Annotated in this window: 12 protein-coding genes and 1 pseudogene; 4 read left to right on the top strand and 9 right to left on the bottom strand. The window is 61.5% G+C overall.

All coding sequences use genetic code 11. The annotated features are described in order from the left end of the window. The first annotated feature begins 42 nt into the window (after nucleotides 1-42). On the top strand, nucleotides 43-1,392 hold the full coding sequence (locus tag AC0L3N_RS03760) for an SLC13 family permease (protein WP_123147221.1): 1,350 nt from the start codon (nucleotides 43-45) through the stop codon (nucleotides 1,390-1,392). 195 nt (nucleotides 1,393-1,587) lie between these two features. On the opposite strand, the gene hutC is transcribed toward AC0L3N_RS03760, so the two are convergent. From hutC to AC0L3N_RS03800, 8 genes are all read right to left on the bottom strand, one after another. Then, nucleotides 1,588-2,319 carry a histidine utilization repressor gene (gene hutC, locus AC0L3N_RS03765; protein WP_473545701.1) on the bottom strand — a complete coding sequence of 244 codons (732 nt, stop codon included), beginning with the start codon at nucleotides 2,317-2,319 and terminating at the stop codon, nucleotides 1,588-1,590. Continuing rightward, the gene (locus tag AC0L3N_RS03770) at nucleotides 2,316-3,320 is read right to left on the bottom strand and encodes a zinc-dependent alcohol dehydrogenase (RefSeq protein ID WP_473545703.1); all 1,005 of its coding nucleotides are present in this window, start codon (nucleotides 3,318-3,320) and stop codon (nucleotides 2,316-2,318) included. Before AC0L3N_RS03770 ends, hutC begins: the two co-directional genes overlap by 4 nt. 6 nt (nucleotides 3,321-3,326) lie before the next feature. Next, entirely contained in the window at nucleotides 3,327-4,649 is a 1,323-nt protein-coding gene (gene hisD / locus AC0L3N_RS03775; protein ID WP_473545705.1) for a histidinol dehydrogenase, read from the bottom strand. A gap of 35 nt (nucleotides 4,650-4,684) precedes the next feature. Then, nucleotides 4,685-5,485: an ABC transporter permease gene (locus tag AC0L3N_RS03780; protein WP_473545707.1), complete on the bottom strand. Its 801-nt coding sequence runs from the start codon at nucleotides 5,483-5,485 to the stop codon at nucleotides 4,685-4,687. Continuing rightward, nucleotides 5,482-6,426, bottom strand: coding sequence for an ABC transporter permease (locus AC0L3N_RS03785; protein WP_123147224.1), 945 nt, complete (start codon nucleotides 6,424-6,426; stop codon nucleotides 5,482-5,484). Before AC0L3N_RS03785 ends, AC0L3N_RS03780 begins: the two co-directional genes overlap by 4 nt. 66 nt (nucleotides 6,427-6,492) lie before the next feature. Further along, complete coding sequence (locus AC0L3N_RS03790) at nucleotides 6,493-7,599, bottom strand: ABC transporter substrate-binding protein (protein WP_473545710.1); 1,107 nt, start codon at nucleotides 7,597-7,599, stop codon at nucleotides 6,493-6,495. A 35-nt stretch (nucleotides 7,600-7,634) separates the two neighbouring features. After that, the gene (locus AC0L3N_RS03795; RefSeq protein WP_473545712.1) at nucleotides 7,635-8,780 is read right to left on the bottom strand and encodes an ABC transporter ATP-binding protein; all 1,146 of its coding nucleotides are present in this window, start codon (nucleotides 8,778-8,780) and stop codon (nucleotides 7,635-7,637) included. 118 nt (nucleotides 8,781-8,898) lie between these two features. Continuing rightward, entirely contained in the window at nucleotides 8,899-9,672 is a 774-nt protein-coding gene (locus AC0L3N_RS03800; RefSeq protein ID WP_473545713.1) for an SDR family NAD(P)-dependent oxidoreductase, read from the bottom strand. 59 nt (nucleotides 9,673-9,731) lie between these two features. On the opposite strand from AC0L3N_RS03800, the pseudogene AC0L3N_RS03805 reads away from it, so the two are divergent. From AC0L3N_RS03805 to AC0L3N_RS03815, 3 genes and pseudogenes are all read left to right on the top strand, one after another. Then, a pseudogene (locus AC0L3N_RS03805) lies at nucleotides 9,732-10,053 on the top strand (PIN domain-containing protein); the annotation flags it as partial. 1,070 nt (nucleotides 10,054-11,123) lie between these two features. After that, nucleotides 11,124-11,642, top strand: coding sequence for a transglutaminase-like cysteine peptidase (locus AC0L3N_RS03810; RefSeq protein WP_473545851.1), 519 nt, complete (start codon nucleotides 11,124-11,126; stop codon nucleotides 11,640-11,642). Between the two features lie 383 nt (nucleotides 11,643-12,025). After that, complete coding sequence (locus AC0L3N_RS03815; RefSeq protein WP_473545715.1) at nucleotides 12,026-12,775, top strand: TylF/MycF/NovP-related O-methyltransferase; 750 nt, start codon at nucleotides 12,026-12,028, stop codon at nucleotides 12,773-12,775. A gap of 16 nt (nucleotides 12,776-12,791) precedes the next feature. Here AC0L3N_RS03815 and AC0L3N_RS03820 read toward each other — a convergent pair whose 3' ends face one another. Beyond that, nucleotides 12,792-13,877: a GSCFA domain-containing protein gene (locus tag AC0L3N_RS03820; RefSeq protein ID WP_473545717.1), complete on the bottom strand. Its 1,086-nt coding sequence runs from the start codon at nucleotides 13,875-13,877 to the stop codon at nucleotides 12,792-12,794. Between the last annotated feature and the right edge of the window lie 48 nt (nucleotides 13,878-13,925).

The raw sequence follows: 13,925 nt of genomic DNA on the forward strand, positions 1-13,925 counted from the left end.
ATGAGAACGGGCGCCTGAAGGCGTTTCCCGAGGGAGGAAGCTATGAACATCCAGATTCTGTCGATCGCGCTGCTGGTCGGCATGTTCGTGATCGCCACCATCCAGCCGATCAATATGGGCGCACTCGCCTTCGCATGCGCCTTTCTGGTCGGCTCGCTCATCATGGCTATGAAGCCGGCGGAAATATTTGCTGGCTTCCCGAGCGACCTGTTCCTGACACTGGTCGGCATTACCTACCTGTTCGCCATCGCCCAGATCAACGGTACTATCGATTGGCTGGTCGAGGGCGCGGTCAAACTGGTGCGCGGACATGTGGCGTGGATTCCCTGGGTCATGTTCCTGGTCGCCGCCGTCATCACCGGCTTCGGTGCGCTCGGACCTGCGGCGGTCGCCATCCTGGCCCCGGTGGCGCTGGGTTTTGCGTTCCAGTACCGCATCAATCCGGTCATGATGGGATTGATGGTTATTCACGGTGCACAGGCGGGCGGCTTTTCGCCGATCAGCGTCTATGGCGGCATCACCAACCAGATCGTCGAAAAGGCGGGGTTGCCGTTCGCGCCGACATCACTGTTTCTCTCCAGCTTCTTCTTCAACCTGGCCATCGCCGTCCTCGTATTCTTCGTCTTCGGCGGCTCGAAGGTGCTGCGTAAGTATTCGATGGCGTCGGGACCGCTGCCTGACCTCCACCCCGAGGGCGTGACGCAGTCAATCGTCGGCCACGGCGGCACGCCGGCAACTCCGATCAGCCATCACGTCTTTGAGGAGCAGACAAAAAATGTGTCGGCGCTTTCCGGCCTGACTACGGAAACGTTGACGACATTAATCGGCCTAACCGCGCTCGCGGTCGGCGCACTTGTCTTCAAGTTCAATGTCGGCCTGGTGGCGATCACTGTCGCGGTCGCGCTCGCGCTCCTCTCGCCGAAGACCCAAAAGGCAGCGATCGACAAGGTCAGCTGGTCGACGGTGCTCCTGATCGCCGGCATCATCACCTATGTCGGCGTCATGGAGAAGATCGGCACGATCGACTACGTCGCCCACGGCATTTCAAGCCTGGGCATGCCGCTGCTGGTTGCACTCCTCCTCTGCTTCACCGGCGCCATTGTATCGGCATTCGCCTCGTCCACGGCATTGCTGGGAGCCATCATTCCACTGGCCGTGCCCTTCCTCCTGCAGGGACAGATCAGTGCCATAGGTGTGGTTGCCGCGATCGCGATCTCCACCACCATCGTTGACACCAGTCCGTTTTCGACCAACGGCGCGCTGGTCGTCGCCAATGCCCGGGAAGCAGAGCGCGAGAGCGTGCTGAAGACGTTGCTGATCTACAGCGCGCTTATCGCCATCATCGGCCCTGTCATCGCCTGGCTGGTTTTCGTGGTCCCCGGGTTAGTTTGAACGGTCGGCCGCTTCCCGGGCATTCCCAATCAGTCTGGCCGCTCCGGTGCAATTTGACCGGCGGCCAGGCTTGACCCCGAACCTGATCTGGTCGGCGTCAATAAGAAAAACGCCGGCGCAGGCAGAACTGATTCCCTATCAAATCGGCCGTTGGGTCGATAGGGTGCCCCGCCCGGCTTGGCTACGTGACTCCGCTCATGCGGGCGAGGGCGCGTAGCGGCTGCCCAGTGAATAGCGGCTGCCGACATAGGTGAGCTTGTTGACGGTGGCGACCGCCGCGCCTGACCAGGTCCGCCGATGCAGGAGCAGGCAGGGGTCGCCTGGCCGGATCATCAAACGGCCGGCGGCCACCTCGTCGGCGGCGACGGCCGAGATCACGTGCTCCACTTCCGTCAGCGGCGTCGCCCGCTGCAGATAGTCGTAGGTGGTGGTCGCAACAAAATCTTGCCGGTGGTAGTCCGGTGCGAGAGCCGAATTGACGAAGCGTTCCTCAAGCTGGACGGGCACATCGTCCTCGAAATGCACGATGATCGAATGGGCGACCGGTCTGCGGCGCATGAACTCGAAGGCGACAATGAGGTCCAGCGCCGGGTCGCGGATCTTCTCGAGCACGACGACCTCGGCCCTGTGGCGTCCGCCGCGCGCGGCGATCTCGCCGGCGATGTTCCTGATTTCGATGAGGGCAGATTGCGGTTTCGGCGGCGCCACGAAGGTGCCTACGCCCTGGATGCGCAGGAGGTGGCCTTCCGAGGTCAGTTCCCTCAGCGCCCGGTGCACGGTCATGCGCGAGACGCCGAGCGTGCTGACCAGCTCGTTTTCGGAAGGCAGCCTGCGGTCCTTCGGCCATTTGCCGCTGCCGATGTTGCCAAGCACGTAGTCCTTGACCTTTTCGTAGAGCGGTCCGGCGGTTTCGGGAAGCTTGATCATCGCCCTCTCTCCATTCGGACGATGGTCTTCAGGCCGCCGCTCGCGCCTGCGATCAGGCGCTGGTAGGCGGCGGGAATTTCGCCGATCGCGATCTCTTCGGCCACGAAACGCGACAGCGCCGGGGCGAGATCGCCAAGCATGGCTACGGCCGGCGCAAGCTCGTCGGCGAAGGCGTGGCAGCCGACAAGCGTGATCTCGCGCTCGACCAGGAAGTTGGGGTCGAGGTCGAGGCGGCCATGCGAAATGCCGACCAGCGCCAGCGTGCCGCCGCCGGCCAAAAAATCGAGCAGCCGCGCTATCACCGCCACGCTGCCCGTCGCGTCGATGGCATGGCGCAGGTTGGGATCGTGGGGCAGGATGTCCAGGGCGACGACGGTCGCGCCGCTCACCTCGGCCACGAGATCCGCACGCGCCGCATTGCGGTCGGCGACGAGGACCGGTCTGTCGCTGCGCCGCGACAGGAGCAGCGCCGCCAGCCCGCCGATCGGGCCGCAACCGGCGATAAGCACCGGCGCCCCGGCCGGCGCCGACAGCCGCCGCACTGCGTGCAGGGCGACCGCCAGCGGCTCCGCCATGGCGGCGATTGCGGGATCGAGCGTGGGGTCATGGCGCAGGAGCAGCCGCGCTGGCAGCTCCGTCTCTTCCGCGAAGCCGCCGTCGCAGACCTCGCCTACAAAGCCCAGTGTGGCACAGACATTATGCAGGCCGGCCCGGCAAGCAGGACATTCGCCGCACCAGAAACGCGAATCGGCGACGACCCGGTCTCCGAGGGCCACCTGGGACACGCCGGCCCCCACGGCAGTCACTTCGCCAGCGAACTCATGTCCAACGACACTCGGCGCGCGGCTGATCCACTGACCGGTGCGGAAATTGTGGAGGTCGGAGCCGCAGATGCCGGCGGCCGTCACCCTGAGCCGCACCCAGCCAGGCCCTGGTTCGCCGGGAGACGGCACATCCTCGACCCGCAAGTCGCCCGCCGCATGGAGTCTGGCCGCCTTCATCATCCGCTACCGCACCAGATATCGGTCGCGCACGTCGGAAACGGCGTGTTCGTGCGAGGAAAAGCCTTCATAGCGGGCAAGCGTGCGGGCATGACGCGCGAATTCCGGATAGGCCGTCGCCGTCACGTAGCCGATGGAAGAGCGCTTGACGAAATCCGTGACCGAGAGCGGTCCACCGGTACGCGCCCAGCGGCTGGTCGGCAGCACGGCGTTCAGGCCCAGCCCGAAATTGCCGATCGAAACCGGCGTGTGCGGCCCCATCAGGATCTCGGCGGCTTCGGTGATGTGGCCAAGGTGCGCAAAGGGATCGGTGGAGAGGATCTCCAGATGCTCCGGTGCGTAGTCGTTGATGAAAAGGTAGCTCTCCTCGATCGATGCCGTCAGCACGATGCCGCCACAGGCACCGGTCAGCACCGCGGTGGAGAACGCTACCCGCTGATCGGTCATGCGCGCCCAGTGCTCGGGCAGCGCCGCCAGTGCCTCCTCCGCCACGCGGCGGCTGTGAGTCACCAGATAGGCCGACGAGTCCGGCCCGTGCTCCGCCTCGATCAGGAGGTCGAGCGCGGCCAGTCCGCCATGCACGCTGTCGTCGGCGAGGATAATCGCTTCCGACGGACCAGCGGGAAGCCCGGGATCGATGACTCCCGCAAGCAGCCGCTTGGCCGCAACGACCCAAGGGCTGCCTGGACCGACGATCTTGAGCGCGGGCCTGATCGTCTCTGTGCCGTAGGCGACCGCGGCGACCGCCTGCGCGCCGCCGCATTTGTAGACCGTTTCGACGCCGGCGAGGCGCGCCGCAACCAGTGTCGCTGCGTCCACCGAACCATCGGCCGCTGGCGGCGTCATGATAGCAAGCTCCGGGACGCCCGCCACGACGGCGGGCACTGCGGTCATCATTGTCACCGAAGGGAACGCCCCCTTGCCGCGCGGGACATAGAGCGCCACCGAGCGGATCGGCGTGAAGCGGTCCCCGGCATAGGCACCGGGCCGCATTTCCTTAAGCCACATCGCTTCCGGCTTCTGCTCTTCGTGGAAATGCCGGATGTTGTCGATGCCGAAGCGAATGGCGGCGACCACGTCCTCGTCCACCATGCCGAAGGCGGCATCGAACTCGGCGGGGCTGACCTTCAGCCGCGCGGCATCGAGATCTGCCTTGTCCAAGTCGCGGGCGAAGCGGACGAGCGCGGCGTCGCCTTCTGTTCGGACCGCCTCGATGATCGGTGCGGCCTTCTCCATAAAGCTGGAGAGATCGGTCTCTGAGCGCCGCATCAGTGCCGCTCGACTGGCGGCGTCGATCTGGCTCAGGTCGTGGAACGATACGTTTGGCATAGGATTTCCTTTTCGGCCCGGCGGGCCGGCATTGCTCATTTCGATTTCAGGAAGATGTCGAGCCCGACCAGCCTGTCGAGCAGGAAGACGGCGACAGCCGAGCAGGCGATGAAGACCACGGAGATCGCGGCAAGATCCGGCGTGATGATCGAGCGGATGGAGTTGTAGATCAGCACCGGCAGCGTCACGATGCGGGCATCGACGAGCAGCAGGCTGACCAGGAACTCGTTGAGCGCAAGGATGAACATCAGCAGCGAGCCGGTGATCACCCCCGGCATAACCGCCGGCAGGGTGACGGAGAAGAACACCTGGAGCGGCGGCGCGCCGCAATTGGCGGCGGCCAGTTCCAGGTCCGGGTCAAGCCCGGTGGCACTCGCCGTCACCGCCCAGATCATGAAGGGAAGGTTGATGACGCAGCAGGCGATGCCGACCGGCCAGAGTTGGCCGAGAATGCCGGCGTTGCCGTAAATCAGCATGAGGCCGATGCCCGATCCGATCAGCGGGATGGTAAAGGGCAGCAGCAGATAGATCTGGATCGTCTTCTCAAAACGCACCGCATATTTCGCCAGCGCGATGCCGGCCAGCGTGCCCACGGGAATGGCAACGATCGTACAGACCGTCGCAACTTGGAGCGTGCGCAGGAAAGCGTTGCGCAGGTCGGAAGCCTGCGAAATGCGCGCATACCACCGCAGCGACAGCCCATCCGGCGGAAACGTGATGATGTTGCCGCCGGTGAAGGAAGCGCCGAGCACGACGATCGTCGGCGCCGAAAGCGTCACCAGGGCGATCGTAACCAGGGTCCACAAGACAACGGATTTGCTGCGCGAGCCGCTCACGCCCGTGACCTCCCCATCGCAAGCGTTCCGGCTCCGAACAGCGCGAACACCAAGCCGACGAGGATTGACCCGAGCGCGACCAGCATAAGCGCCAGCGTTGCACCGAGGCCCTGGTCGGACGTTCGGAAGAACTGGTCGTAGATGGCGTTGGCGATGAAGTCCTGAGAGCCGCCGCCAAGGATCGCGGGGACTGCGAAATCGGTGAGCGAAAGCGTCAGCACCACCACGCCAGCGCCGATGAAGCCCGGACGAGCGAGTGGCAACACGACATGGATGAACGTGCGAACCCAGTTCGCGCCGAGCGATCCAGCTGCCGCCTCCAGCTCTTCGGGAATGGCGGTGAGTGCCGGCGCCAGCATCAGCACGGCAAACGGCAGCATGTACTGGACGAGGCCGAACAGCACGGCGGGATAGTTGTAGATGAGCCGCATCGGGGCGACCCCGACAAGGCCGAGTGCCTCGTTCACCATGCCCTGGTTGCCTAAGATGATCAGCCAGCCATAGGCACGCACTACCTGGCCGATGAAGAAGGGCAGGAACAGCGCAATCAGCAGGAATTTGCGCAGTCTTGGCGAACGCGTGCGCACCATCAGATAGGCGTAGGGAAAGGCGAAGACGAGTGTCACCGCGGTGACGATCAGGGCGGCGATGAGGCTGCGCTGCGCAACAACGAGGAATAGCGGCTCTGTCAGCGCCCGCCGGAAATTGGTGATGGAATAGTCGTCCGAGAATTGGAAGGTGGTGGTATCGAGCGTGCGCAGGCTGGCGTCCGCGATCTGGATGAGTCCAAGCGCGAGCAGTCCGACCAGCAGCACCGCCGGAAGCAGCATCAGATAGGGCGTGGCGCGCCTTAACCGAGCCGGCCAGATGGCGGCGGCAATGCCTTCCAGCGCATCCATGATGCGCCATTTCAGGGGATAGGCTGTCCTGGCTGCCCGCATGAAAAAATCCGTATCCGACGTCGTGAAGGAGCCGGTGCCGCCAGCGCAGCACCGGCCGACCCGGCGTCAGCCCTGCATGATCGCCTTGAACTTGGAAAACCACTCGCTCTCGTTCTCGACCTGGATCTTCGACGAGATGCGGATAAGGCGCTGGAAATCCGCTTCGGTGGTCGGATAGGACGGATCGCCCACCAGATCCTTGGGCGGCGTGAGGCCCGGCACCACGCCCGGCAAGCCAAGCCCATCCAGCCAGACCTGCTGCGCTTCCTTGGTCAGGGCGTGATTGATGTACCGCTTGGCCCAGTAGAGTTCGTTTTCCGGCAGGCCCTTGGGAATCCACAAACCGTCCGTGTCGAATTTTGCACCCTCTTCCGGCACGACCCATTCGATTTTGACGCCGTTCTTGCGGGCCTCCCGAGCGTTGGTCGAGATGGTGCAGGCGGCGTCGATCTCGCCGTTCTGGAACCAGGTGGTGAAGTCGGGATCTTCACCGAGCAGCGGCTGCTGCGCCTTCATCTTGGTGATGAAATCCCAAGCCGGCTGCATGTTGCCAGGTATGTCCTCCAGCTTGCCACCACCGGCGACCTGGGCCGGGAAATGGAAGCCGATGCCGTCATTGTAGAAGGCAAGCCGACCCTTGAACTTCGGGTCGAGCAGATCTTTCCAGGACTTGGGCGGTCCATCCGGGAATGCCGCAGGCCGATAGGCAAGCACATAGACATAACCGTAGGTGTTGACGATCGGGAAGCCTTCCAGGCCGGCCGGCTTGGCAAGGTCCGTCACATTGGCGAGGTTCGGCAGGTCGGAGAGGTCTTCCGTCACGCCGCGCAGTGCCGATTTCGTGGCATTGGTGGTGGTGTCCCAGTTGATGTGGATCGGCGGGATCCGGTTCTGCGCTACGGCCGCCCAGACCTTGGGCTGGATCTCATTGTCTTCGGTCAGGTCGTGACGAACAGCAATCCCCGTCATTTTGGTGAAGCTGTCGGACACACCGGCCTTCAAACTATCCACCCAACTGCCGCCCCAGGCGCGCACGATGATCTCCGCCGGCTTTTCCGGTTCCTGCGCATAGGCGCCGCGCAGGCCGAGCGACAAGGCGCCGCCAAGCGCGGCACTGGCCTGAAGGAAGGTTCTGCGGGAAAGATGGGATAATGTCGGGTTAAAGCGCTTCATCTGCATTCTCCTCTGGGTTTGACCGGTTTCCGGTTCTATCGAAAAACAAGCATGTCCCTGGCATTCCACCCCAGGAACACGCTTTCGCCTATGTCGAATTGCGTGTGCGCGGCGGGATCATGGTCAAAAACGCGAATGACCTCGTCGCCAATCGCGGCGCAGGCTACCTCGTAGACCATGCGCTCGCCTTCGAAGATGGTGTCGGCCACAGTCCCGGCCAGCATGCAATCAAGCTTCGACAGCTGCGCAGCATCGCCGGCGAGACGGATCTGTTCGGCGCGGATCGCTCCCGACGCCTTGTCGCCCTCCGCAGGTGGATTGACCGGATCGCCGATCTTTCCGGCAAGCATCAGATCACCTCGAAGGATGGAGACGTCGCCTGCTTCCGAGACGGCCCGTACCGTGCCGGCAATGAAGTTGGTGACGCCGATGAAATTGGCGACGAAGGCGTTGCGGGGCTGGCGGTAGGTGTGGATCGGCTGCGCCTTCTGCTGGATCTCGCCCTGGTCCATGACGACGATGTCGTCGGAAACCACCAGCGCCTCGCGCTGGTCATGGGTGACGTTGATCGTGGTGACGCCGAGCTCGCGCTGGATGCGGCGGAATTCGAGCTGCATTTCCTCGCGCAGCTTGCGGTCGAGCGCCGCCAGCGGCTCGTCGAGAAGCAGCAGGTCGGGCTCGAACACCAGCGCGCGCGCGATCGCGACGCGCTGCTGCTGCCCGCCGGAAAGTTCGTGAATGCGCCTGCCGCCATAGCCCCCGAGCCGGACCAGCCCGAGATATCGCTCGACGCGTTCGGGAATGGTGCGTGCGTCGCGCCGACGCATCTTCAGCGGGAAGGCGACATTCTCAGCCGCCGTCATATGTGGAAATAAGGCAAGCCTCTGAAAGACCATGCCGATCGACCGCTTGTGCGGTGGCACTGCGCTCACCGCTTCGCCGTTGATGAAGATCTCGCCGCTGCTCGGGGTCTGGAACCCGGCGATCATCCGCAGGAGGGTTGTCTTGCCGGACCCAGAAGGCCCGAGAATGGTGAGGAACCGGCCCTTCGGCAGATCGAAGGACGCATTCTTGACGGCATGAACCCCATCGAAGTCCATCCCGACGTTGCGGACCGTGACTGCGATTTCCCTGCCGCCTTCCGCTTCGCGTGAAGCTGTGGCCCGGAAAGGCTCCTGCATGGCGGTTCCCCTTGCTTGTCGCCGGTCGCATGCAAGGAAACGTCCGGGCTCCTAAGGTGGTATATACAACCATATACAAGTCGGGTCTACACGGTTCTTGTTGCACCACCTCAGTCGCTCAGATGGATGCGAGATAGCCGCCGTCGACTGGGAGGCAATGCCCGGTGACATAGGCTGATGCCCCGCTGGCCAGGAACACAACGGCTCCGGCCAGATCCTCCATCGTGCCGAAGCGCCGCTGCGGGATCTTGGCCAGCATCGCCATCTGCCAGTCGGCATCCTGATAAAAAGCATCCGTCATCGCCGTATGGAAATACCCCGGAGCGATGGCGTTGACGCGGATGCCGAGCGATGCCCATTCCGCGGCGAGCGCGCGCGTCATGCCCAGGAGCCCAGACTTGGACGAACCGTAAGGCACCGCGGTCGGAATGCCGACATAGGAGGTCAGCGAGCACAGATTGATGATCGCGCCACCGCTGTTGTCGGCAGCCATCCGCCGCGCCGCGGCCTGCGCGCAGAAGAAGGCGCCCTTCAGATTGGTCGATACGATGCGGTCCCACACCGCCTCGTCGACGTCGAGCGAGGGCTGGACTTGCTCATAGCCGGCGTTGTTGACCAGGATGTCGAGCCCGCCAAAGCCATCCGCGACATCGTCGACCACCACGCGGATACGATCGGTGTCGAGCACGTCGAGAGAGCGGCAAAGCGACCTTCGCCCGTTAGCGCTAATTCGGTCCGCCGTCTCACGAAGGAATGTTTCGTCGCGGGCGGTCACCGCGACGTCGGCACCAGCCGCGGAGAGCGCCCCCGCCATGGCCTGGCCGATGCCACGGCTGGCGCCGGTCACCAGCGCTTTTTTTCCCGTCAGGTCGAACAAGCGAGCGGCGTCCATGCTGTCACGGTTCCTGCATTCCCGAAAATTGCATGCGGGAAACGAACACCAGTTGCGGCCGGTTGTCTATACATCTTGCGATCTTCGCCGTGACGATCGGCGATATCGCCTTGGGCATCCAGAAAATTCGACCCGATCAGCGTGCCGAGCGTCTGGAGCGGGAACTCTCGTATTGTCGTCGGTTTGCCGATCGGATCTTCGGGCTGACCGAGGAAGCCGCGATGGCCTATGGTACTGCCGTGCGGCAGGGCCGCGGGATGTCGGCGCCCGACGGCATGATTTGCTGCAATCTCAAGGGTGAATAGCGGCCGCTTGGCGACGCGGAATTTGGGTGTCTTCGGCACGACTGGTCTCAAGTCGTTCTCGCCGTGGGAGTTCTGACCGATCGGATATGGCTCATTCAGGACTGGAGCATGGCGGCAGGATTCTTTTGCGCCCCTGTCCAACCACCCTCGTTGCATTGCGGGTGATTGGACAGTTTTGCATGGGAAGGCAAGTTCTCCGTATATTAACGGCCCGCCCATGGTGCACGACCCCTAAGAACCTTGCCGGACTGTGGCTGTCCTTCCTTTGGGGCAACCACGGGTGGAGGCAAGGAAGCCGTGTGACTGGTGTCTAAGGTCATTCCGCTGTTGTCGACGCCAGTAACGAATCCGCGGGTCGGGTCGCGATCCGGGTTTTGATTGGCAGCGAGCGAGACTCCCGTCGACATGGCAAGGAGGGCGATAGCCGTTACAAGCTTGTTCATCGTATTTTCCTTTCTTCGAATGAGCAGACCGGCCAATCGGCGCCTCGCGCGCTATTGACTCCTGCTTGCGAAACCGCTGTCGGCCTCCTGTCTCGTCACCATGACGAGCCTTCCTGCTCACGATTAGAACTTACGCTACCCCTGTCGCAGAGGTTTGCCCGGGTGCCATCGAAATGTATCCGAATGTATGCGAAATCTACGCGAGAGCGCCGTAGCTCTTGGCCTTCGGTCGCTTCGACAAATTTGGCTACAACTTTTTCTCGGCCGTCTGTCCACGTTTGGGCGGCCAAATACGTGTCGGCGTCATCTGGTCCTGTAAGCGGCGCTGCCTCGGTGACGTACAGGCGCACAATCCCCCATTGATTGGGTCGTCGATAGGCGCAGGTGCGCCGATGCGGTCACGCGAGAACACGCGAGGGTCTTCCGGTGGCCATGGAAATTTCCTGGCGCAGACCGCGCGGCGTCCAGCATTCGGTCGTTAGTGATGGTTCGCGACCGTAGCTGTAAATTGTGTGTCGGCTACGTTGATGTGCCCGTGAAAAGATGGTAACGCGATATTAAATATTGTTTCGGGTCGTTACCTTGGGCGGGGCGAATGGGATTGGTGATACCGCGGGCATGGCTGCGTGCCGGCCTACTGTTGGGCTTGATGATGTCCGCGACGCCGATGGAGAAAGCTTCGGCCGATGTGGTGTCTGGTGCCATGGCCACAGGGCAGCGGAGTTCCATCCCGGTCGGCCACGTTGAATTCTGCCGAAGGCATGCCTCAGAATGCAGGATACGATCGGGCAGGGTCCCTCCAGTCCTTTTGAGCAGAGGCGTGGAAGACAAGCTCGCGTCCGTCACCAAGCTCGTGAATGAATCGATCAAGCCCGTGAGCGATCTTGCCGCTCACGGAACGATGGAATTTTGGTCCTATCCTGACAGCGCGCTCGGCGACTGCGAGGACTACGTCCTGCTTAAGCGCCGGATGCTCAATTTGGAGGGCATATCGCTCTCGAACCTTCTGATCACCGTCGTCAAAAAGAAGGACGGCGAGGGGCACGCAGTGCTGACGGTCAAGACCGACAAAGGCGACTATGTGCTCGACAACCTCAACGACGAGGTGAAGCTTTGGTCGAAAACTGGATATAGATTTCTAAAAAGGCAATCGTCGACAGATACCGGGCGCTGGGTCGCGATACTTGAATACCGCGACGTCCTGGTCGGTGCGGTCGACTGAACCTCCCGCCGCCGCAAGCGCGATGACGAGCCTGAGTTTTTCGACGCGCACCTCCCGCAGGGCGTTGATCCGGCTGCATGCAAACATGTGATAACGAGACGCCGGTGCCATCAACTGCGCGCGCAGCGCGAGCCTGGCAGTGAGTTAACTCCGACAGCCCGGCAGGGATCGACTATTTTCCGGACCGGCCCAGGCACGTGACCCGTGATCTTGAGTCGCACCCCATGCGAGTTCCAACCTCGACGTTGCCTTATTACGGGCACCGGAAAGTGCTCTCTTGCGGCGCTCGATAAGCCCATGTCCTTCAGCTGGAACTCGACTTCATTCCGCGTCTGATGCCGGCAGAGCTTTCGATTTCGCCCGTTTTATGAACATACCGAAAAATGCTGGTACCGATGAAATTAAGAGATGTGGCACTCGCTGTTGTTTCGAAGAAACGCAGAGGCGTGGCTTGGTATAAGGTCTCTCAGAAGAAGGCCGACAAATACGGCTTCTATGTTTATTCCAGTCATATGGTCTGGAAGGACCAGCCGTTTTTCCGAAAGGCGCTGCAGCGGGTCAAAAACATCCGCGGGATTCCTGATCCCCGGGCTTTCGTCCTGCAAAGCTGCTTGCGATCGATCGAGCGTATCGATGGCGATGTGGCCGAATGCGGCGTAAGGCAAGGCCGGTCGACGATATTCATGCTGATGAGCGATCTTCGGCCACGGCACTACCACCTTTTCGACTCGTTCGCTGGCCTCTCCGAACCAACCGCAGAGGATCGCAAGCTAAACGGCCGAACGCCATGGAAGTCCGGCGATCTCAGCACCGACGAGAAGGTAGCCAGAGAGAATGTTTCCGACTTCAGCAACACCACTTTTCATGTGGGATGGATACCAGAAACTTTTTCCAGCGTGTCCGACCGGCGTTTCGCCCTGGTCCATATTGACGTCGATCTATACGAGCCGACACGTGACGCGCTTGCCTTCTTCTACGATCGGGTGTGCGCGAATGGCATGATCATTTGTGACGACTACGGCTCTGCGCTCTGTCCTGGAGCCCGAAAGGCCTTTGATCAATTCTTCGAAAACCGCCCTGAAGGCATCATCGAACTTCCAACGGGGCAGGCGATTGTCGTAAAGGCAAGCTAGCGCTGAATGGCTGCGGCTACGGCGACGGAGCAAAGTATGCATTGAAGAACTGTTCAACGATCTCGTCGACGACTGATATCTTTACGTGCCGTAAGTCCTCTCTATAGCTACGAGCAAGGCCTCCATGGGTGACAAACTCGAACGAGGGAAGGTAATGGACATTGTCCCGTTCCCGGCAGACTTGACCAAGCACAGCCCGAAGAACGGATTTGCCTTCAGTGCTCGCGGTGACGACATCCGCGTCTTGAAACGTCCGAGCCAACGCAACCGGTGAGACTGTAAGAATTATCGGTGCATCGGGTTTGTTTTGACGGACCATGTCCACGGTGGCCATCACGTTGGCGTAGTTTTCCAGAAAGTTGCTGACGTGAAGCGTCGTTTCCTGCATTCCGCCTCCGCCACGATAACGCGGTTTCTGTGCTGCTATTTTGCCACTGGCCTTGTTGATGAAGACCTCAGTCATTCCGAAGGTGAATATGAATGCCGTGGCTGCATCGAAGCCAACCCGCATCTCTCGGTTCACGCTCTCGATCACCTCTCTGAGAACTTGCGGAGATTTGGCGAAGATGCCACGGCGGTACGGGTCCTGAAAGCAGATTGGGCCCCAAGGAGCACGTTTCTTGACCTGCCACCAGTCGTCATGGGCCTGATCCCACAACCCGAGCATTTGCTCGATCTGAAGGCGAACCGTGAAGGTGTTGTAGAAGTTCATATGCTCCTGCCGAGGCAGCTCATCTACAATGGCCTGTGCCGGGTCGAAGCTGATATTTCTATAAGACGGAACGCATGCGATCTGCCTGCTTGTCAATGCACGTCGAATTTCCTGCGCGAAGCAACTCCCCATCGTGAAGAATATGTCGTCAGAAGTGAATATTGAAGTTTTGCGAATTGTAATGGCGCCCGAACTGACAAAGTCGTCATACTTCGTGTTTGATTTGTTCGATGCCATCAAACGGATAGGTTTGATGTATCCGAGTTGGTGGCGCAGCCGAAAGTACTTTCGTCGAACTCGCTCTAGTAATGTCACAATAGCTCCATGATCTTCATAGCCGGCCGCCGACAGCAATGCCCGACATTTAGTCCGCTTCGCCGCCAGCCGCAATCAGGAGGATTCAAGATTGACTATAACTTCGAACGAAGTCAGACGTCA

It is taken from the genome of Mesorhizobium sp. WSM4807 (genome assembly GCF_055811615.1).

What these genes read in the sequence shown, in the direction of transcription:
- AC0L3N_RS03815 (WP_473545715.1), top strand. Translation starts at nt 12,026, where the DNA reads ATGCTGGTACCGATGAAATTAAGAGATGTGGCACTCGCTGTTGTTTCG.
- AC0L3N_RS03795 (WP_473545712.1), bottom strand. Translation starts at nt 8,780, where the DNA reads ATGCAGGAGCCTTTCCGGGCCACAGCTTCACGCGAAGCGGAAGGCGGC.
- hisD (WP_473545705.1), bottom strand. Translation starts at nt 4,649, where the DNA reads ATGCCAAACGTATCGTTCCACGACCTGAGCCAGATCGACGCCGCCAGT.
- AC0L3N_RS03800 (WP_473545713.1), bottom strand. Translation starts at nt 9,672, where the DNA reads ATGGACGCCGCTCGCTTGTTCGACCTGACGGGAAAAAAAGCGCTGGTG.
- AC0L3N_RS03790 (WP_473545710.1), bottom strand. Translation starts at nt 7,599, where the DNA reads ATGAAGCGCTTTAACCCGACATTATCCCATCTTTCCCGCAGAACCTTC.
- AC0L3N_RS03760 (WP_123147221.1), top strand. Translation starts at nt 43, where the DNA reads ATGAACATCCAGATTCTGTCGATCGCGCTGCTGGTCGGCATGTTCGTG.
- AC0L3N_RS03810 (WP_473545851.1), top strand. Translation starts at nt 11,124, where the DNA reads ATGGCCACAGGGCAGCGGAGTTCCATCCCGGTCGGCCACGTTGAATTC.
- AC0L3N_RS03785 (WP_123147224.1), bottom strand. Translation starts at nt 6,426, where the DNA reads ATGCGGGCAGCCAGGACAGCCTATCCCCTGAAATGGCGCATCATGGAT.
- AC0L3N_RS03770 (WP_473545703.1), bottom strand. Translation starts at nt 3,320, where the DNA reads ATGAAGGCGGCCAGACTCCATGCGGCGGGCGACTTGCGGGTCGAGGAT.
- hutC (WP_473545701.1), bottom strand. Translation starts at nt 2,319, where the DNA reads ATGATCAAGCTTCCCGAAACCGCCGGACCGCTCTACGAAAAGGTCAAG.